8 protein-coding genes are annotated in these 21,901 nt (G+C 59.6%); 2 read left to right on the top strand and 6 right to left on the bottom strand.

The window, feature by feature from the left end:
- Positions 1-13: 13 nt before the first annotated feature.
- Positions 14-8,620, bottom strand: coding sequence for a cadherin domain-containing protein (locus LOC68_RS27105; protein WP_230224935.1), 8,607 nt, complete (start codon positions 8,618-8,620; stop codon positions 14-16).
- Between the two features lie 662 nt (positions 8,621-9,282).
- Between LOC68_RS27105 and LOC68_RS27110 the strand changes: the two genes are divergently transcribed.
- Positions 9,283-10,644, top strand: a complete 1,362-nt coding sequence (locus tag LOC68_RS27110; protein WP_230224936.1) for a porin — start codon at positions 9,283-9,285, stop codon at positions 10,642-10,644.
- A 180-nt stretch (positions 10,645-10,824) separates the two neighbouring features.
- The gene (locus tag LOC68_RS27115; RefSeq protein ID WP_230224937.1) at positions 10,825-12,231 is read left to right on the top strand and encodes a porin; all 1,407 of its coding nucleotides are present in this window, start codon (positions 10,825-10,827) and stop codon (positions 12,229-12,231) included.
- A 25-nt stretch (positions 12,232-12,256) separates the two neighbouring features.
- Here LOC68_RS27115 and LOC68_RS27120 read toward each other — a convergent pair whose 3' ends face one another.
- The 5 genes from LOC68_RS27120 to LOC68_RS27140 form a co-directional block, all read right to left on the bottom strand.
- Entirely contained in the window at positions 12,257-15,667 is a 3,411-nt protein-coding gene (locus LOC68_RS27120; protein WP_230224938.1) for a peptidylprolyl isomerase, read from the bottom strand.
- Positions 15,668-15,943: 276 nt separating this feature from the next.
- Positions 15,944-16,300: a DUF3467 domain-containing protein gene (locus tag LOC68_RS27125; protein WP_230224939.1), complete on the bottom strand. Its 357-nt coding sequence runs from the start codon at positions 16,298-16,300 to the stop codon at positions 15,944-15,946.
- Positions 16,301-16,482: 182 nt separating this feature from the next.
- A complete protein-coding gene (locus LOC68_RS27130; RefSeq protein ID WP_230224940.1) occupies positions 16,483-18,735 on the bottom strand; it encodes an HlyD family efflux transporter periplasmic adaptor subunit in 2,253 nt (750 codons plus the stop codon).
- 13 nt (positions 18,736-18,748) lie between these two features.
- A complete protein-coding gene (locus LOC68_RS27135) occupies positions 18,749-19,705 on the bottom strand; it encodes an efflux RND transporter periplasmic adaptor subunit (protein WP_230224941.1) in 957 nt (318 codons plus the stop codon).
- 70 nt (positions 19,706-19,775) lie between these two features.
- A complete protein-coding gene (locus tag LOC68_RS27140) occupies positions 19,776-21,827 on the bottom strand; it encodes an HlyD family efflux transporter periplasmic adaptor subunit (RefSeq protein ID WP_230224942.1) in 2,052 nt (683 codons plus the stop codon).
- Positions 21,828-21,901 lie beyond the last annotated feature (74 nt).

Consider the following 21,901-nt stretch of genomic DNA (forward strand, 5'->3'; position numbering starts at 1 on the left):
AATCGAACGGCGATTAGGCCATTTCGATTTCGTCCCATTCGGCGAACAGATCGTCGACCGATCCCTCTTCGGCGTCGCCCGCTTCGGTCGAATCGATATCCGAGATGGTCGATTCGATCAGCGTCGAGTCGTCGAAGTAGGAGTCGACGTCGGTCATGACTTCCGAGATCGATTCATGTTCGGCGGCCGCGTAGTTCGACAGCGTCTTGAACGCGATGCCGCTTTGCTGCAGCGTCTGGCGGGTCGATTCGGGCATCACCACCGCGTAGCCGGTGCGACCGCTGACGTCGGCCAGGTTGGCGACGTCGTCGCCCAGCACGAAGCTGGTCGTCAGCGGAGCCGATTCGATGTCGTAGGTCGTCGTTTCGGTAACCGGGCTGATGATGACCGAGTTGTTGACGAAGGCCGACTCTTCGGTCAACGCAGCATGGCTGCTATCGACGGTCGTCGACGAGTCGGCGGCCGCGTAAGCGGTCAGGATCATCTGCACGTCGAGGGCCGAGATCTCTTTGCGGACGCCCGGAGCCAGGTAGGGGCTCATGATGTCTGACGAGTAGAGATCGGGGTCGAGGTGTTCGCCGCGCGAGTCCATTTCGACGGCGTACAAGTCGCCGACGAAGATGGTCTGGCCATCGAACGTTTGCAGTTGATCGCCGAACGCCGAGTACTGCGGCATGAAGCCGTACAAGTGACCCAGTTCGTGCAGCATCACGGTGTACAGGTCGTACTGACCGCTGCTCGGACCATTGGTCAGATCAGTCGACCAGCCGAAGCCGGCGCCGTCGTCGTCGATGGTCAGCACGCCGCGGACCGGCAGGCCTTCTTCGTCCAAACCGACCAGCTTGGCTTCACCCAACTGAGCGCCGCCCAGGTTGGTGACTTCCAAGCGAACGTCAAGCGGCTCGTCCAAGCCAAGGGCATCGGCCCAAGCTTCGTTGGCGGCCTTGAAGATCGAGTCGATCGTATCCGGGCCGCTGGTCACCAGACCGCTGCCGACCCACAGTTGGGTGAACGTGGTCGGGTAGATCAGGTTGTAGGCGGTCGCCTTGCTGACGCCGACGTTACGAACCAGCTGCGTCAGGTCTTCCAGCGACGTGTAGCCGTCGTTGTTGAAGTCGGTGGCGGCCGACAAGGCGTTGTCGACGGCGATCGACGTGGTGCCGACGTTGCGGACGAACTGCATCAGGTCGATCAGCGAAACGTTGCCGTCGTCATCCAGGTCGTAAGGAACCGCCCAGACGTCGACGCTCGGAGCTTCGCTGGTCGCGGCGCGGGTGAGTCCGACATCGGCCAGTTCCAGCTGACCGCGAGTGATTTCCAGGCCGAGGTCGGCCGGACCATACTGCAGACCTTCTTCGATCGACAGGCCGTCATTGACCAGCGATTGGAATTTGACGCGGCCAAGCAGGACGAAGCCGCCCTTGCCGACGCCATCAGCCAAGGTGCCGCTGCCGAGGTTCGTGATCAAGCCGGAACCGTCGCTAATCAGGCCGGTACGGTTTTGATCGAACGACGAAGCGTATTCGATCTTCACGGCGCTGAAGAGGTCGGTGTTGTACTTCAGGTCGACGGCGCCCGACTGGATACCGGAGGCGTCGGCCGTGTTGGCCCACACTTCCACCCAGAAGGTGTCCCATTCGCTCAGCCAGGTTTCGCTGACCGGCAGCGCGGCGATTTCGCCCGAAGCGTCAACGGTGGTCGGAGCGTCAACCACCGAGAGGAAGACGCCGCTTCCTTCTTCCAGCGGTTGCCCGCCGTTGGCGGAGACGGTACCCATCAACGGCGGATTGACGACGCCGCCATTGTAGGTCGCGATAATCTTACCGGCGGCGAACAGGTCCATGGCGAACCCGACGGTGTCCAACGCATCCGAACTGAACAGCAGACGGTTGAGGTCGAGCGAGATCGTAATGTTGTCGTCGGTCAGGTCATTCGCCACGCCGGCTTCGGTGGCCTGAATCGTCGAGTTTTCCACCCCGCTGCTGCTGACCGTAAAGCCAGCCATCGACGTCACGCCGCCAATCGTCGTCGTCTGGGTAATCGCGAGCGTGCTGACGACGTCGCCGCTGTCGAAGACGAAGTCCATCGCCGTCGAATCGATTTTGCCGATGCTGGCGCCGAAGAAGGGGCCGTTGATATCGAGCGTGATCGGCGAGGAGAGTTGCAGGCCTTCATTGCGGATCGCAATGTTGGTCGACGTCCCTTGTTCCAGACCGTAGTTCGCGGCAGCCGTCAATTCCGCGCCCGCCTTATTCGCGGTGGCGGGAGTGTAATTGCCGGTGTCGCCGAAATTCAGGTCGGCGCCAACGATGCGGACTTGGGAAGTTCCGCCAAAGGCGTCGAGGATTTGCACGTACAGGTTGCCCGATACGGCGCCGGTGGCCCCGGTGGCGCCTTGGGCCGTCATCGCGGAACCGTCGAGCGTGCTCTTGGACAAGTCCAGGCCGAACGGAGTGCTCGCGATGTTGAAGACCAGGAAGTCGGTGACGACTTCGGTCGACGTCGAGTTTTCCGAGACCTGATCGTAATTGACGGTGGCGACCTGCGACTCGGTCGTACCAGGCAAGGAAGTGCCGGTGCCGGTAGGATCGAGCAGGAACTTCAGCGGACCGCCGTTCGGATCTTGGAGCGGCGTCGGGTCCTCATAGTAGAGCGAGATCAACTGGTCGGTCGTGCCCGGTTCCATCAGGTTCTGGTCGAGCGTGAATTCCAGCGACGCGACGCGGACGTAATCGCCGGCGTCCATATTCGGGAAGAAGTAGGCGCCGTTGCCCGTTTGTTCATTGGGGTTAATCGACGACATCAAGCCGACGATGTTGAAGATGTAGCCGTCATCGCCGTTGGTCGTGAAGGTCGGCTGGAGACCGGCGATCGGCGTGTTGGCGAGTTGCTCAAATCCGCTGGAGACGACGTTGAGGTAACGGTTGTCGTATTGCAGGTTCAAGTTGAACAAGCTGAGGCCGTCGAAGTAGACCCGACCCGGAGCGGCCTGGTCGATGCCGTAGTTCATCGAGATCCAGACTTCGTAGTAGAACGTGTTGTCCAACGCGTTGTCGGCGACCAGAACCAGGTTGCTGGAGCCTGGGAGATCTGCGGAAGTGACGCCGCCGTTGGTGCCGTCGTCGGTCGAGAGGGCCTTGACCGCACGGATCTGGACGTCGACGACGTTTTCTACCTCGAACTTGATCGTCAGATCGGCGGTCGCCGAGAAGAGGCCGCCGGCGTCTTCGGCTTGGATCGTGATCGTCTTCGGCAGTCGGCTTTGCGACGGCAGGTAGTGGAACATCTGGACGACCAGTTCGCCGGTCATCGTGTCGACGCTGATGTCGAAGAACGAATCGTTGGCCGAATAGGTCGGCATGCCGACGATCGAGAAACTCAAGGCGCTGATCGCGTCATCGACGTCGCTGAAGATCGGGTTGCCCAGCGAATCGACGATGTCGCTGATCGCGAAGCGAAGTTCGTAGCCGTCACGGGTGTTGTAGACCCCTTCGCCGGCGTAGTTCGGGTTGCCGCCGACGAACAGCTGCGATTCGTCAATGACGATCGCGGCCGGAGTTTCGCCGCTCGTTTCCGGAGCTTCGTTGACGTTGTTGATGTTGATCGTGACGGTCGATACCGTGGCGGCCGACAGACCCAAGCCGTCTTGGTCAGTCACCGAGACGGTCAACGCATACTGGCTGGTCGTTTCGGCATCGAGCATCGCGCCGGCGGCGACGGTGATGACGCCGTTGGAGTCGATGTTGAAGTTTTCGGCGCCGGTGCCGCTCAAGACGAACTTGAGCTGTGAGAAGCTGGCGTCGCTGGCCGGCGTGACGCCGTCGTCGCCCGAGTCGGGATCGGTCGCCGCAACGGCCGGGCCGTTCAGAGCGTCGCCGACCTTGGTGGTGCTGTCCGGCGCCATTTCGTCGATGTTGAACGTGAAGCTCGGGGCGTCGAAGGAGGGAGCTTCGTTGACGTCGGTGACCGTGATGTTGATCACGACCGGGACGGCGGCGCCGCCGCGGTTGTCCATCACGTTGATGGTGATCGGAATCACGCCGCTGGCGAAGGTCTGACGGATCGTCTCGTAGTTGAGCTTCGTCGAGTCGGCGACCGCGACGGTGTAGACGTTGGTCCCCATCCCGGTTTCGACCAGCTTGAAGGCGTCGGAGAACGCCGAGACGGCGATCGTCGGTACGCCCACGGTGTCCATCGGATCGGCGTCCGACAGGCTGAGGGTCACGGTCGGCAGCGCCGTGTCGTTCGCCGAGTTTTCGGCGATCGTGGTGCTGGTGCCGCCCGGAGTCGCGATCACCGGCGGGATGTTTTTCAGAACCCGCAAGGTGAAGTGGACCAGGCCGACGCCAACGTCGGCCGAGGCGGTCGAACCGCCTGGGTTGTTGTCCGCATAGGTGAAGCTGATGTCGTAATCGGTGAAGTCGCCCATCGGTTCGGCAATCACCTGGGCCAATTTGATCGTCCCGTCCGATTCCAGTGTGAAGAAGCTGGTGTTGCCGGCCTGGGTGTAGAGGATCGTATCCCCTTCCGGATCGGCGCCGATGTTGAGAATCGAGAAGAGGTTCTTGCCGCCTGGCAGTTCCATGCCGACCATGTTGTTGAGATCGTCGAACAGGACGTTCAGCGTACCGAGTTCGACGACGCCGGCGGTTGCCGTGAGCGGCATATTGCTGCCGTCGAGCGGTAGCGGGAGTTCGTTCCGCTGGTTGACGTCGATTTGGATCTCTTGCGAAGTGGTTACGTCGCCATCAAACGCTTGAACCTTGATGGTGTAAGACGTATCGCTTTCGTAATCGACTAGTTCCGGCTTGGCGACGACCAACTTGTCGTTGACGATCGCAAAGATGCCGTTGGGGTCGGTCGACGCGTCGATCGTGTACATCAACATGTCCCCGTCTTGGTCGGTAAACGCCACCGACAGATCGAGCGAAGGGGAGACTTCCGTGTCGTCGGCCGGAGTGCCGGCAGTCGGCGGCGCGGCGGCGACGAATTCGTCCACGCTGAAGGTCAGACCGCCGCCGTAGACCGGGGCGTCGTTTTGATCGGTCAGGTTGACCGTGATCAGGTAATCCCCGAAGCTGCCGACGTTGTCGGTAACGCGAACCGTGAACGTCAGCGGCGTGATGGATTCGAAGTCGAGCTTGGACGAGTCGTTGACCAGGACGCCGATGCTGTCGTTCGAGAAGGTTCCGAGCTTGAAGGCGCCGCCGGCGTTGGTCAGCAGAGTGGCGCCCTTGATGCCGTCCATTTCACCGTTCTGCTCCGAGAACGTGAGCGTGAACGCGAGGTCGTCGTTGGGGAGATTTTCCGGCACGTCGAACGTCGTTTGATCGACGACCGGGGGGAGGTTGTCGAGCACGCGGATCGTGATGGTCCCGTTGACGCCCAGCGGCGTCGTGGGGTCATCGTCGACCGCATTGATGTTGAGCGTATAGTCGCCTGGAGTGACGGGCCCGGTGTAGTTGATCGTGCCGTCGCTGTTCACCGTAAACAGCGAGTCGCCGGTGCCGCCGCCGGTGCTGCTGAAGGTGAGAACGTCGCCGAAATCGGGGTCAGTGACGTCGATGGTCAGCCCCGTGCTGCCGCCGCTCATCGACTGCAGCAGCAGTTCGGTAATCGGATAAAGCGTCGTGTTCAAAACCGGCGCTTCGTTGACGTCGTTGATCACAACGTGCACGGTAACCGGAGTGCTGCTCAGAGCCGGCGTTTGGTCGTCGGTGACGACGACCTTCAGGTCGAACGTGTTCGGCATCGATTCAAAGTTGAGCGACTTGCCGGAGGCGAGCGAGATCGCGCCGGTGGCGCCGTCGATCACGAACAGGCCGCCGCCGTCGCCGTTCGTGTCGAACGCGTAGGTCAGGTTTTGCAGGCCCGCGCCGTCGGCGTTGTCAGGATCGGAGCTGGTGAACGAGCCGCCGGTGAGTATGACCGCGGTACCCGGCGCCGAGTTTTCGTCGATGTTGCCGCCGGTCGGGGCGGTGTCGATGGTCGGAGCTTCGTTGACGTCGGTGACGCTAACGGTGACGGTGACTTCGCTGCTGGTCTCTACCGGCGAACCGTTGTCAACAACCACGACCTTCAAGTCGAAGGTGTTCGGCATTTGCTCAAAGTTGAGCGATTGCATCGGAGCCAGCGAGATGGCGCCGGTCGTGCCGTTGATCGCAAACAAACCGCCGCCGTCGCCGCCAGCGGCGAACTGATAGGTGAGGGTTTGCAGGTTTTCGCCATCGGCGTTGTCCGGGTCGGCGCTCGCAAAGACGTCGTTCAGCGAAACGAGGGTTCCCGGCGCCGAGTTTTCGGCGATCGTGCCGGCAGTCGGAGCGTTGGTGATCTCGGGCGTTTCGTTGAGGTCGTTGACGCTGATGCTGACCGTGATCGGCTGGCTGGTAAGCGTACCGTCCGAAACGACGACCGACAGCGTGTAAGACTTGGTGACTTCGTAGTTGAGCGTGTCGCTGGCAACCAACGAGATGACGCCGGTGGTTGCGTCAATTTGGAAGATGTTCGGAAGCTTGCCGGCGCCGGCGTCAGGGACGATCGAATACGTGAGCGTTTGCAGGTTCATCCCGTCCGAATTGTCCGGATCGAACGCTACGAGCGGCGCGCTGAGGGTGACGACCGTACCGGCGGTGCTGTTTTCGTCGATGTCGCCAGCGACCGTCGTCGGCGCCAGCGTCGGCTGTTCGTTTACATCCGTGACGTCGATGGTGAAGGTGACGCCGGCCGAGGTCAGGCCTTCGCCCGGGTTGTTTTCGAAGCCGTCACCCTTGTTGTCGGTCGCTTTGACGGTGAAGGTCAGGAAGCGAACGCCGTTTTCAAAGTTGAGGGCGCCACCCGGATCGGAGATCGTAACGATACCTCCCGTGCCGACCGTGACGACCACGCCGGAGGCGCCGAGCGACGCCTTGTTTTCATCAAGGGCGTCGACGCCCAAGACTTCATACGAGAGCGATTCGCCCGCGTCCTTGCTGGCGGCGGTCAGGTCGACCGTGAAGCCGCTCAGCGTCAGCGGATTGTTCACGTTGGTCGGGGTCGTTTCGCCGAGGCTCGATCCGTCCAGGCTCGTGCCGTCGATGACCGGAGTCTGGTTGCGGACGATCTCAATAGTCGTCGTGTCGCTGTTGCCGGCCAGATCCGAGTAGTTGACCTGCAGCGTGTTCACGCCGACCGCCAAAGCTACGTCGTTGATCGTGATCTTGCCGTCCTTGTCGCTGTCGGTCACCTGGACGCCGCCGATTGAAACGGTGGAGCCGGCTTCAACGGTCACGGCGAAGTCGCCGTTGTCGTCGATGGTGCGAGTGGGCGAAGCGTCCATTTCCACGACATTGTTCGTCAGCGTGATGCCAGGCGCGGCGATGGCGCGATCGATGTTGACGGTGAGGATGGAGCTATCCATGCTCATGTTGCCGGCGGCGTCGTAAGCGACGGCCTTGATGTCGTAGCTGCCGCTGGTGACGAATTGCGACGTGAGGCTGAACTGCACGGCGCCGGAGCCTGAGTCGAGCTTGGTCCCGGCCGAAACGCCGTTGACGAACAATTCGACGAGCGAATCGGCTTCGGTCGCAACGTCGAATACCAGCGTGTTGGCGTTGGTCAGATTGTCAGTGTTGGAAGTTCCGCTGTCGCTGCCGGCATTCAGGTCGACCGACGGAGTGGTCGGATCGGTCGAATCGAACTCGAACGTAAACGTGATCGGGGTGGAGTAAGTGTTCCCCAGGTCGTCGGTCGCGTTCAGCATCAGCGTGTACGGACCACCGACGGTGACGTCGGTGCCGAACAACGCTTCGAGGTCGTTCCGGCTTAGGCCGAACGTGATGTTGCGCACATCGGCCGTGTTCGATTCGGCGATGGTGTGGTCGAAGATGCTGACCGAGCTGCTGTCGCCGCTGATCGTGGCGGCGGTGATGTTGCTGAAGTCGGTGATCGTGCCGCGAATCGCAACGTCGGTGGCGCCGGGAATCACATTGGTGACGCCGTCGGTGGCGCCGCCCGGATAGCCAACGGCGGTCGAATCGTTGACCAGGGCGACCGTGATCGTCGGCGGGTCAATGTCGCCGATCAGGTCGAGCTTAACGGTGACGTTTTGGTTCTTCTGAACCCAGCTGAGTTCGTTGGAATCGACCTTGCCGTTCTGGTTGAGGTCGAACTCATAGTCGTATTGCGACTGGTTCAAGTCGATTCCCCAAACCGACTTGTAGTAGAGCGCAGTATTTTGGTTCCCCGTGCCGGCCGCTTGGATCTGCGCGGCGCTGGCCTGCATGTATTCCTGTTCGGAGGTCATGCCGCTGCCGTTCGCGTCGCCGAAGAGGAAGATTTCGGCTTGGAACTCGCCGCCGCCGTTGCCGCCGACTTCGATCGTCAGCGTTGAAGTCCCCATCTGAAAGAAGACCAGGCTATCGGTCGTGCCGTTGACGTTGGCCATGGCGCTAACCGGCGTGATCACCTGCGAAGGCATGTCCTTCACATGGATCAGCGGAATGCCCGGATCGAAGTTGCCGGCGGTTCCCTTGATCTTCAAGCCGACCAGTACGGACGAAGCGCCGCTGACATGGTCGAGCGTGATGTCGCGAGTCGTCCCCGCAGCGATGGTAAGGTCTTCCACCAAATCGATGGTGGTCAATGCGAGTAGATCGCGAATTTCCAGCCGTTCGCTCGCTAATTTCTGATGCGCCTGACGCCGACGAGCGCGTCCGTGCTTGCGAAGCTTGCGATTATTTTCACGAGTCCAATCTGTGTTTTTCATGCTATGCACCGACCACCCAAGATCCGGGGGAGATTTGATAGTTTGGGGGGTTAAGGAGAGAAAGGGGGAACGAGGACCGCAATAGACTTGGAACGAATCTAACCGTCGGGAAAAAATCCTGGGTTAGAGAGGGGGTAGCGTTCTACGGAGTTCCATTTAAATCAGCCGGTTTCGGGATTTCAACGAGAATGCTGGCACTCTGTTGATGTTGATCACCTAGTTTACCTAACTCACCTTCTCGTTGTGCTGCTTGTAGGGGATCTGTCAGTAGCGCCTTGTGTGATACTGTGACGCATCAAGGTTTGTGTATGTGTTTTATGTGAAGATATTCCGATTAGCGACTCTGTGCGGCCTTGGTGGCAATAATCCCTTTGGTACCAATCATTTCGATCAAACTTTGGGGAGTGATTGTTCCGAATGAACTACTGCCTGCCGCGTCCATTTGCGCGGTACCGTCCCGCCGTCGCTATCCAAAACGAGGTGGGACGCCCTGTAGGTCCCACGGGGGGCGGGGGGATTTTTGGTCAAAGGAGTGCAGGATGTCGCACTACCCAAACTGGCGACTTTTTCTACTAGCGGGCGCCCTCACCATTGGGCGTGCGTGTTTTGCGCAAGACATTGGCGTCGAGCCAGTCGTCTTGGCTCCCTCCGTCGAGGTGGCGCCAGTCTCCTTTGAGGATGTAGAAATCCAGCCGATTGCGTTGACCGACGAGATTCAGCCAGTTAGCTGGGGAGAACCCTGCTGCAACAACTATAACGTTGGCTGCTGCAACAACTGCGGTCCTCGCGATTGCGGGTGGTTCCATGACGCCTGGATTTCGCAGGGCTATACCGCCAACTTTGATCATCCGGCCAGCAACTTCAATACCCCGCTGACGTTCAACGATCGCGCTGACGAATACCAGATGAATCAGCTTTACCTGGCGATGGGTAAAGAGGTCGACGCCGAAAGCTGCTGCTGGTCGTTGGGCGGTCGGGTCGACCTGCTCTACGGTTCCGACTACTTCTTCACGATGGCTAACGGCCTGGAACTGCACACCGACGGTTCGCGGAAGTGGAACGGCGACGGTCCCCGCGATGGCGGCAACGCGGCCCTGTACGGTCTGGCGATGCCGCAGTTGTACGGCGAAGTCTACGCGCCGATCGGGAACGGCCTGCGAGTGAAGTTCGGCCACTTTTACACGATCATCGGTTACGAATCGGTGATGGCCCCGCAGAACTTCTTCTACTCGCACGCTTACACGATGCAGTATGGCGAACCGTTCACGCACACCGGGGTTTTGGGGAGCTACACCTTTGGCCAGCACTTCACGGTGCATGCCGGGATCACCAACGGTTGGGATAACTTCGACAACCTGAACGGCCAGTGCTCGGCTCTGATCGGCGCCCAGTACGCGAACGACGTGTCGTCTCTCTCTTACTCGTTCATCAACGGCAAAGAGGACATTAACGGTCTCAACAACCGCTTCCTGCAGTCGATCGTTTACACCCGCAAGCTGGGCCAGCGTTGGACCTACGTCTTCCAGAGCGATCTGGGCATCGAAGACGACGGCAAGCTGGACGAAAGCTTCAATCCGGACACCGCTTTCTGGTACGGCATCAATCAGTATCTGTACCTCAAGTACACCGACACGGTCGACTTGGGCGTGCGGCTCGAATGGTTCCGTGACGAAGACAACGCCCGCGTGATTGCGATCCCGATCGAAGCGTTCTCGAAGGGGGGCAACTACTACGAATTGACGCTCGGCGCCAACTGGCGGCCGTGCGACTTCATCAACGTCCGTCCGGAACTGCGGTACGACTGGTCGAACGTCGACCTGCTCGGCGCCCAGGGCCCCTACGACGACTTCATGAAAAAGCAGATGTGGACCGCATCGTTTGACGTGATCTTCAAGTTCTAACAGCCGGGGGCATGCTGTCGCTGCTGGCGTCGGCCCCCCGGAAAATCGTTACAACCGTTAGAATCGACTGGAGCGACTTCGGCCGAAGGGCCGATAGGTTGACTGTGAAGGCAAGGTTTACGCGCGAATAGAGCCTTGCCTTTGATTTCAGTCTTCCCCCTGGCCTTCAGGCGATTCAATATGTCGCGTTACCTAATTTGCGCCGCTGTCCTGCTCGCGAGTGCTCCGCACATCGCTTGGGGTCAGCAGTCGCTGTTCTCTTCGGATCGAGCCTACCGACCTTCGCGCGGATTGTCGGAAACCTCGGCTCCCATGGTCGAAACGCCTACCGCCGTTTCGTACGTTGAGCCGGAAATGGCGTCGACCGAAATGGGGGAAGTCTACGATTCGACGGTCTATCAGCCTGCTTGCGGCTCCGAGTGCAGCGGCTGCGAAACGTGCTGTCCTGGTTTGTTTGATCGCTTCTTCGTGAATGGTTGGCTCGATCAGGGCTTTACCGGCAATCCGAACGCTAGCGGCTCGAACGGCCCGGTCGGCCAGAATGGTCCGTTGATCTTCAACGACCAGGCCAATGAATACATGATGAATCAGCTCTATCTCTCGATGGGGCGTGCGATCGATCCGTGCAGCTGCTGCTGGGACATCGGCGGGAAGGTCGATCTGCTGTACGGCACCGACTACTACTTCATCCAGGCGAACGGTCTCGAGACCCACGCCGACGGCAGCCAGCACTGGAACAGCAACAACGGTCCCCGTAATGCGGGAACGGCCGGTCTGTACGGTCTGGCGATGCCGCAGGCCTATGTCGAAGTGCTGGCTCCGGTCTTCGGCGGCGTTCGCGTGAAGATGGGGCACTTCTATACCATCCTCGGTTACGAATCGGTCAAAGCGCCGGAGAACTTCTTTTACTCGCACACCTACATCATGCAGTACGGCGAGCCGTTCACGCATACCGGTTTGCTCGCCAGTTGGGATAGCTCCTGCTGCATGACCTGGACCGCTGGTTTCACTCGCGGTTGGAATAATTGGGAACAAGACAACGGCTGCACCGGCTTCATTGGCGGCTTCAGCTGGCGATCGCCGGACGAAGCGACCAAGTTGCGGATGGGTGTGGTCGCTGGTCCTGAGGATCCGGAAGGAGACAACTATCGATCCGTGGTCGACGTCGTCTTGCAGCAGCGTCTCGCTTGCCGCTGGACCTACGTGCTCAACTTCAATTACGGAACGGAAGACAACGCTCGGGTGACGACCGACAGCACGCTCGACAGCGCGTCGTGGTATGGGATCGCCAATTACCTCTACTACGAAGTCGATCGCTGTTTGGACCTGGGGCTCCGATTCGAGTGGTTTGACGATCGAGACAACGCTCGCGTCTTCGCCTTGCCGAACGACAACATCACCCAGGGCGGTTCTTATTACGACGTGACGCTTGGCGCCAACTACCATCCGAACGATTGGCTGGTCGTGCGTCCCGAAGTTCGCTGGGACTGGTCCGACATGACGGCGCCGGGCATCAACGGCGCCTTTGAAGACGGGACCTCGAAGAATCAGTTCACGCTCGGCTTCGACGTGATCATGGTCTTCTAAGACCAGATCATGTGAATTCCGTCGATCAGGCCTCAGCCATCGCCTGATCGACCAGGATCTGGAAGATCGCCATCTCTTCGGGAGCGAACAGGAATCGCTGGCCAGGAGCAAGCGTGTTGGCGAACAGTGCGTTGGCGGTTTCGTCGCCGTCGCCGAGCAACTCATGCAGAATGACGCTGAGCAGATCGATGCCGCCGTCGGCGTCTCCGTCTGCGATCGCTTGCCAGGAGTTGGTTCCGCTCGAGTTGAATTCTTCGTTGAGCGTCGGGGTCGAATCGACGAACCAGCCTCGGCCGGCCGCGTCGATATCCAGGTAGATCGTCCCGTTGTTGCGGTAGCTGAGCTGCGAGCCCGGCAAGTCGACGATCTGGAAGTTGGTCGTGACGACGTAATTGAAGATGCTCAGTTGGCTGTAGGCGTCTTCGACCATCGCGGTTGCGGCGTCGAATACCGGCTGAACCGATTGGACGTCGATCGAGGTCACGGCGCCTGCTGATGCCGTTCCGCCGGCGGTCAGCGGCTCTTCGGCGAGCCGAACGGCCAGGTAGTTGAAATCGTAAATGATCTTGCTGCCGCCGCTAACGCTGGTCCACGACTCTCCCAGTTCGCGAAGCAGGAGCGATACGTCATAGGTCGACAACGCTCCGCTGAGATCAAAGTCGCCGATCGTCGAGCTGGTCGTCGCTCCGCCGGTGTAGAGGCCGGCGAAGGCGAAGATGTCCGAAATATTGACTTGTCCGTCGTCATCCATGTCGTAGACGACCGGCAAGATCTTGGTGCTGGGAAGCGCCGTCATTTGGGCGTCGACCATCGCGGTGTCGGGCGCCTGAATCTGAGCGTTGTTGACCGAGAACAAGGCGTCGAACGCAATCCCTTCGCTATCGACCGCCAGGCCGCCGTTGGCGATCGGCTGGAAGCGGATCCGAGCCAGCAAAACGCGTTCGCCGACTCCGAGGCCGGTCGATGTTGCGGCGGCGTCCAGGCCCGAGATCTCGCCAGTTTCGGTATTGATCGTCGGCGTGCTGGTGAACTGGAAGTTGGCGCCCGGTTGGATCGCGCTGACTTCAAACAGCCCCGGTACGAACTGCAGATCGACCGCCGCGGCGCTGACGCCTTGCGTCGAAATGCGATCTGCATTTACCCAGACTTCAACCCAAAACGCATCCCATTCGTTCAGATACGATTCGCTTAGCGGCAACGCGTCGACCACCGACGCATTGGTTTTCTCACGCGAGACGGTGATGCCGATGTCTTCCGTTTCCAGTACCGAAACCGTCACGGTGGCGGTTGCCGTGGAAGTGCCGTTGGTAACCGTATAGGTGAACGCGTCGAGTCCGGTAAAGCCTTCCGCCGGAACATAGCGAATCTTGCCGTTCTCAATCGAGATCGCCGCCCCTGCGGCTGAGCTGGTGAACGACTGGATCGACAAGCCGGCGCTGGTCGACAAGTATTTGTTCGCACGATCGTTGCCGAGGACGTCGAGAATCGCGACGCTGTCGACGTCGATCTGATACATGTCGTCGCCGGCGACCGCCAGCGTGTTCGGCACGACGTTAATCGTGATGAGCCCGTTGGTCGCCGATCCGCCGTAGATGTTGCTGACTTGATAGTGCAGCGAGAACGTGCCGGAGTAACCGAGCGGCGGCGAATAGACGAGGACGCCGTTTTCAACGTTTAACTGCAGACCCGCAGGGGCGTCCAGGATCTCAAAGGTGTCGTAGTCCCACGCCGGCGCCGACGCCGTATCGTTCGCCAGCGGAGTCAGCGCGTTCACCGACCCGGCGATCGTGTCAAAGGTGTCGCTGACCAGGATCGGAGCGGCGGAGGCCGAAATAGTGATGATCTGGAAGTCGATGTCGTTGGCGCTGTAGGCGTTCGTGGGGTCATAGGCGGCGACGATGATTTGTCCAGTTCCCCGAAAGGTGCTGGGCGCCTGAATCGTGAGTTGCCCCGACACGTTGTCGACCGAATAAATCAGGCCGTTAGAATCGTGCGACTGATAGGAAAGGCCGTAATAGTTGAGGAGCGACTTATCGAGGTAGCGGACCGCGGTGCCGTTCGGGTCAATCCCGTTGAGCTGATAGGTCTTCGTGCTGCCGGGATTGACGATCATATTCGGCACCGGCGCGAGATAGGCGACTTTGTTCGAGCCGCCTGGGATGTAGGATACCGAAACGGTGCGCGAAAACGTGTTGCCGCTGACGTCGGTCGCCGTGATCGTCAGCGTGTCGGTGCCGGTGATCCCTGGGACGAACGTGTTGAGTTTGACCAGGGCGTTTTCTTTGTCGTAAAAGATCTCCGCCTTTTCGATGATGACGCCGTACGACGGGGCGTCGCTCGAGTTGGTGGGGATTTGGGCGATCGCCGCACGGACGGCGTCTCCTTCGGTCATATAACCGAAGATCGTGTAGCGGAAGTCGAGGGAGCCGCCGTCGTTGCCGTCGGACGTGATGAAAAATTGCGAGCTGTTCGTGTCGTCATACGACTTGGCCATCCCCAGCGTACCAGCGCGGTTGAAGAGGAGGTCGTTGTCGTATTGGTCGTTGAACGTGGGGACCGAACCGTCGCCGTAGCCGGTTCCCGTCGGATCGCCCCCTTGGATCATGAAGTCTTCGATGATCCGGTGGAACGTCAGGCCGTCATAGAAGCCCGATTGCACCAGCGAGATGATCTGCTCGGTTGCGAGGTTGTTGTAGTCTTCCAGCAACTGGAATTCCATCACCCCGAAGTTTTTGATCGTCAGCCGCAGGCTGCGCGTCTGTTGGCGGACTTCCGTTTCAATCGTTCCGCTGCTGCTGGTGACGGTATAGGTGAGCGGCTGACCGGTCGGCGCGTATCCGTCGAGCGTCAAAAACAACGGCTCGCCGGCGTTCAGCGTGATGGGATCGATTTCGGCGATGTACGGAGTTGTCGAAGTCGGTACCGTAACGCCGCTGAACTGAACCAACTGCGTGATCGACATCGTTCCCTCAACGCGGGAACCGTCAGCGAAGACCCACGTCGGCAATTTGGTGATCCCCAGCGACGTGCCGAGGGCGTTCAGCGTCTTATCAGGATTGGTAACTTCGACGAACGGCAGGTAGTCCCCCCCTTCCCCGAAGATGTTCTTTTGCTCGGTGCAGTGAGGGCACCAGACGGCGCCGTAGAACTTCGCGCCCGTCGCGGCGATCGCTTTGGCCAGGGCGACCATGTCGACGTTGGAGTAGATCTGCCCGTCGATGAATAGGTTTTCCCCTTCAAGTTCGACCCCAGCGGCGTCGAAGACTTCGCGGACTTCGAGCGCTTCGACTTGCATCGGCTGCTGCTTGCGCCTTTGGCCGCTCTTGGCTGTCAGTGGAATTACCTTGACCTGGGAAGCGCGAGCCAACGCCGCCATTGCCCCGCAGAGAAGGAGGACGCATGCGAATACGAAGATGACGAGATCAGGGGGAAGCACGGCAGGAAGCTCTTCAGTATTAGGGGGAGTTCGCTCTACAGGGGGAGGCGACCTAGATTCCAGATTACTTGGTTTCGGAGTGCTGTCAAAAGGATGACGTGCCGCGCAAATGGATTGCTCCACCTATTTGGACGGTCGGCGATGGCAAGAAGTTCCGTTGCCGTAAACTGCGGTAAGTCGCGGGTTTACGTCGGGATTTGCGCAAAAAAAGCGACAGCCCAGCTTGGGCTGTCGCTCCATCGATGACTCTTCAGCGCGGCTCTCTACCGCGGCGGCTTAGCCCTGCGGGCGAACCGACGGCAGCATCCGCTTTTGGAAGTCGATTTCCAGGTTGCCGAACGCCGCTTCATGACGCTGAACCGAGACCTGCAACGCCGCGAGCATGCGCTTGGCGGTGTAGTAGTTCAGGATGATGCGTTGGCTGACCTTGATCGCGCCTTGCGGCACGCCGACCGGCTGGGTGTTCAGCGCGAAGTCGATGATCAGTTCTTCCGGCGTACCGGTCACGCGGCAGAAGTTGGCGTACGAAGCGATCAACGCACTTTCATCCAACTCGACTTGCTGACGCGCGGGAGCGGCGGACTTGCCGGCTTCGGGGGAGGTCATTTCTTCTTTTTCGGGGGCGTCGGCCATTGAGATTCGACTCCTAGGGGGAAAAGCGAATAGAGCGAGTTGATACAGCTCAGTTAACGATTAGCTTAGTCACGGCGCCAAAGGATCAAGTCGCCAAATCGACGATTCTCCAACGGCAATTGAATTCTTAAACCGCCATTATCGCTCGAATCGTTACAAGCGATACCCGGGGTAAAACGGGGCTACAGTTTGAAGTGGAACGTGCGGTTCACGTAGCGCCAAAGTCGTAAGCCCAGCGGCTGCCAGTCGACGAAGATCTTGGCGCGGCCTCGTAGACCGACGGCGGTCATCGCTTCGACGTCGGTCAAAGGCGCCTGGGCGGGGAACGTCGCGTTTTGCGGTCGAGCGCGACCCGACAGCGGATCGGTTTCGGCGGCGAGTTCGCCTCCTTGTTGGACCGTTAAGCTGTTCGGAACGAATTCGACTTGCTTGTCGCCGATCTCGGCCAGCTTGGTTTCAAAAGTTTTGCCAGGGAAAGCGTCTAGTTTTATGTAGACCTCTTGCCCCATGCGAACCAGTTCGACGTAGTCCTGGTCGACGTAGATCACCGCTTCCATCTGATCGGATTCGCCGATCTGGCAGAGCGCGTCGCTGGTCGTGACGTAGGCGCCTTGGTTCCGTTTTTCAAACGGCGAGCCGGTCCAGGTCGGCAATTGCCCCGAACCAGATTGCGGATCGCGGCGATCGGCCGAAGGGAAGATGAATCCGCTGACCGGCGCCGGGACGTTAATCAGTTGTTGTTCGATTCGTTTCTTTCTCAGCTGTTCCGACGCTGACTCCAGTTGTTTGCGAACTTCCATATAGCGCTGTTCGAACGATCCGCCGGCATTGTCGCCCAGACGGAGATGATGGAGACTGTCGCGGAGCCGAGTCAGCCGTTTCTCTTCTTCTTCCAATTCGGCGATCTGAGTCAGCAGGTCGTAGTTGATGACGCGGGCGAGCTGCGACCCTTTCTCGACCTTCTGACCTGGCTGGACCAGCATTTCTTCCAGCACGCCGGGAACGACGACGTAAGCGACTTCGGCGTTTTCCGGGCGAACTTCGACGGGGCAGTTCACCCATTGGGGCAATGGAATCAGCGCGATTCCGGCGACCACGCCGACGGCCACGGCGACCGTCGCGAGAACGTTTTTGCGTTTCACTTGCGACATTCTCCCCGGCACGTACATGAACTTGCCGAACTTCCAGAGTGGCATCACGACCAGGCCCCACAAACCCATCAGGGCGATCGTCTGACCGATAACTTTCAAGCCCATCGGCTCGAAGACTTGATTGAGAAAGTACAGAATCGAAAACATCACGACCCAACGGTAAATGTTGGACGCGATCGTATAGAGGCCGAAACCAAGGCGATTGCGTTGCGGCAGGAACGGGTCTTCCGGCTGTTCCAGGCCCAAGCACCACTCCGACAGATATCGCTGCAGGATCGTGCTGGCCTTCTGCCGCATGTTCGGCACTTCCATGACGTCCGACAGGATGTAGTAACCGTCGTAACGCAACAGCGGGTTGCCGTTGAAGACGATCGTGCTGATCGAGCTGACGAACATCACCTGCAGGCAAAGATGATTCAACAGGCCCGGCTCGCTGAACCACCATAAGAACGTCGCCGTCGACGCCAGGATGATTTCGATATACATCCCCGCGGCGCCGATCGCCGCGCGGTGCCACTTGTTCGGCAGCATCCACGAGTCGGAGACGTTGCAATACAGACATGGGGTAAGGACCAGGAACATAACCCCCATCTCGTGACATTCGCCCCCAAAGCGTTTGCACGACAGGCCGTGTCCAAATTCGTGGCAAACTTTGGTCGCCGCCAACACGCAGCCGAGGAGCATCCAGTTGGACCATTCCGGACCGAAGAACTCCTGGAATTCCGGCAGTCGACTACGGAACGTGTCGTACTGGACCAGCACCAGCAACAGCGCCGTCAAAGCGTAGAGCGAAAAGAAGATCAGCGCCGGCATCGTGAACAGCCACCGCGTGTACGGCAGCATCGCGTTGAGCAGCCATTCCGGGTCGATCCCCTTAAAGCGAATCGAGAGAATGTTCGAGGCCGTTTGCAGACGCTCATTCCACTTGCGGCTGTCGCGGCGCTTACGGAGTTGGCGGCCTTGATCGCGCGATTCGGCGATGATCAGACCGCTGCGGTGAAGCGTACCGATAAACTGCTGCAATTCGCGAAAGCCGATCTTCTGCGGCGCGAATTCTCTTTCAAACTTTTCTTTGATCGTTTCCAGCGAAGTATGCCCGTCCAGCATTTGCAGGATGGCGTACTCTTCTTCCTGAAAGCGGAAGTAGTTGAGTCCGAGCGGCTCTTTAACGACCCAGTAGGCGCGCCCCTGATAATAGTGCCGGCGAGCGGTCAGGTCAGGGCGAATGCGCAGGCCGAGCGGGCGCGAACTGCTGGCGATCAAACTGTCGGTTAGCGTTGCCAACGGTCTTGCTCGTCTAGTTCTCGGTCAGGGCGGCGGACTTTTCGTTCCGATTGCGGAAGCGTTCCAGTTCCGTTTGGGGAACCGGTTGGCGATCGATGTGGACCGTGATGCCGGCGATGTCGCCCGGGGCGAGCGCCCAGTAGCCTTTGTCGGTCTGACGATTCTCGACCACGGCCGAGATGTCGAAGGCGCCGGTCGCGTCGATTTCGGGGCTGACGAAGTTCACGAAGCCCGAGAACTGCTGCATGCCCGACGGGGTGCGAACCGTCACCGTGACCGGGCGGTGGATCAACTGCGACGGATCGTGCTGATCGGCGTCGAGGGTCCCCTCCACTTTCAGCCATTGCAGGCCAATGATGCGGAGCAGCGGATCGCCGGGGCGAACCCATTCGCCTTCCTGACGATAGACTTGCACCACGACGCCGTTGATCGGCGATTCGGTACGGCAGCGATCCATGACCATTTCGGCGCCTTCCATTTCGGCGCGACTTTCGGCGGCGGCGAGCCCGGCGATCTTCTGGTTCATCGCCGCTTGTTCAATTTGCAGAACGGCGCGTTGATAAGCGAGCCACGCTTTGTCGAGCTGGATCTTGCTGATCGTACCGCGGCTTTCCTTGTTGCTTTGTTCGAAAACTTCGTGTTCTTTCAGGGCGACTTCGGCCGCCTTGGTGGCGTAACGAACGTCGATGTCGTTGGCCGCTTCGGTGGTCGCTTTGTCATGACGGAACTTCGCGATCTCCGCTTGCTTAGCGGCGGTTCGATCGTCGATTTGAGCCAGCAGATCGCCGTCGACGACGATGCGGCCGCGATAGGCCGGGATCGTGACGAGCATGCCGGTTTCCTGGGCCGGGACGTTCACCTGATCGAGCAGCGAAACGAGGCAATGATCGACGACGACATCGCCGGCGCTGGAAGGCGACGCGGGAACTTGTCCGACGGCGGCGGCAAGTAAGAGGATGGCGAGGGTCATTCTATCTGTTCCTGAGGATGGTTCGTTTTGAGGAGGGGGAGCGTTTGGGAAGTGCGTCGCTCGCGACTGTTTAGAACAGCAATCGAGATTGGACGAACTCCCAAACCTCGTGCAGCCAGGTGTACCCCAGCGACGCGGTCCCGCAATTGATCTTGGCGGTGGCGGTCGCTCCGGTCCGGAGCTGCGGGATGGCTTCCATCAGCTTCTCTTTGTTGATCGCAACTTTGATCCGCACGATCTGCCCTTCGTCAGGATCCGCTTGGGCGAGCCGCTGGATCTCAATCACTTTTCCTGCCAGTTGCGTCCCCGGCTGGCTGGCCATGATGTAGGTCACGTCCAGGTCTTCGCCCATTTCCTGTTGCGCCTTGACGATGTGCTGGAGACGCTTCTCGGGCATCTTGACTTCCAACACCCAGTCCTGATTCGGATCGACGACGGTCATCAAGATCTGGCCCGGCGACACCGGACGTTGCATGAGCGAGTCGCGGACGTCCCAGCTGACCACTTCACCGGCGATCGGGCTGCGAACTTCGAGGAACTGTTGCTTCTGCGCGAGCAGCGCCATTTGATCGTTGAGTTTGGCGACTTCCATCTCGGCCAGCGCCAAGTCGACCGCCAGTTGACGCTTTTCGTCGTCATCTTTGGCGAAGTTGCGGCGATGGATCAAACCGCGCAGCGACTGCTCCGCTTTCGACTGTTCGCCGACCAGACGCTCGTACTGCATATCCAAGTCGCGATTGCGGAGCTGCGCGACCAGTTGGCCCGCTTCGACGATCTGACCATGTTTGACCGGGACGTCGATCACTTCCCCTTCTTCGCGAACGAAGATGTCTCGCTTTTCGACCGGAGTCAGCGTCGCCGAACCGGACAAGCGAAAGGGAACTTGAATCACGCACAAGGCGACCGCCGCAGCGATCACGGCGACGGTCGCGCCGACCGTTTTGGGCAGGTTGCGAGCTTCGACCAGCACGCGCGACTTGGCGAGCAAACGCCAGAGCGGCGTCAGCGGAATGTTGTTGTAATCGATCGCATTGGCCAAGGCCCGGCAGCTATGCTCCGAGATCAACTCGACCCCTTTGCGGAACTCGGCCTGGTTCGAGCTGTCTTCGATCTGCTCGACGATCAGCGCGCCGAGGATTTCACCTTGGTACTCTCGTTCCTCTTCACCTTCGATTTTCTCTTTGGCGTCGGTCGCATGTTCGGGGCGGCGAAGCGGAATGATCGCGATCGTCTTGGTGTGCGATTCGTCGACGTAATCGTGGACGGCTGTTTCTAGCTGCGGCGAGAGATCTTCGGTATGACCGCTGAACCAGAACGCTTCGCCGGTATCCATGACCGTTTTGGTCAACTTGCCGAGCAGCGTGATCTGATTGGAGCGAGCGTCGAAGACGTCTTGCCCGCTGACCGCTTCGACCCGCCAACGACGTCCGCGACGGAGCGCGACGCTAACGCGGTCGCAACCGATCAGGCGGCGTCCTTCGTTGGCGATGGTATAGGCGGTCTGACGCAGGTCGAGGTTTTCGTGAACGGCTCGCGAGAACTGCTCGATCTTCGCCCAGAGCGATTGGCGGTCCGAGTAGTCCTTCAGCTGTCGGGTCTTGAACCATTCGGTCGTCAGCCCGCACATTTGTTCGAGGAAGCGGAGGTATCCGCGTTGGCTGGCCGGCTGCGAGTCAGGCCGCTGGAAGATCTCGATGACCCCTTCCACTTCCTGGTCTTCATTCTTGATTGGCGCGATGACCAACAGCGAGTTGGTCGGATTGCCGGAAGCGCCTTCTTCGATCGAACCCGATTGCGGCGGGAGCAATTGTCCCGGCGCCCCTTTGAACATCTCTTCGATCAACCGGAGATGGCGAATGCCGTCGTTATCTTCCGGATCGACCAGACTGCGCGTCAGGTTGACCTGGTAGATCAGTCGCGGTCGGCGCTTTTCGTCGTAGATCCAAGCGGCGCCGCCGATGGCGGCCAACGCAGAGACGACTTTCGGCAACATCTCGCGGAAATAATCTTCCGGCGGGACGTTCTGTTTCGAAAGCGCAGCGATCTCTTGGATCAGACTTCGAATCTGTCGCTTCGTGCTTTCGAGAGACTCTGGATTAACCGAGGACGATTCGGAAGACATAGCGGATTGTGGATTCATCAAGAGCTTTGGAGGGGATTGGGAACCCGGCTTAGGGGTTCCAACAACAGAATCTT

The sequence above is a fragment of the Blastopirellula sediminis genome (assembly GCF_020966755.1).
Classification (GTDB): Bacteria; Planctomycetota; Planctomycetia; order Pirellulales; family Pirellulaceae; genus Blastopirellula; species Blastopirellula sediminis.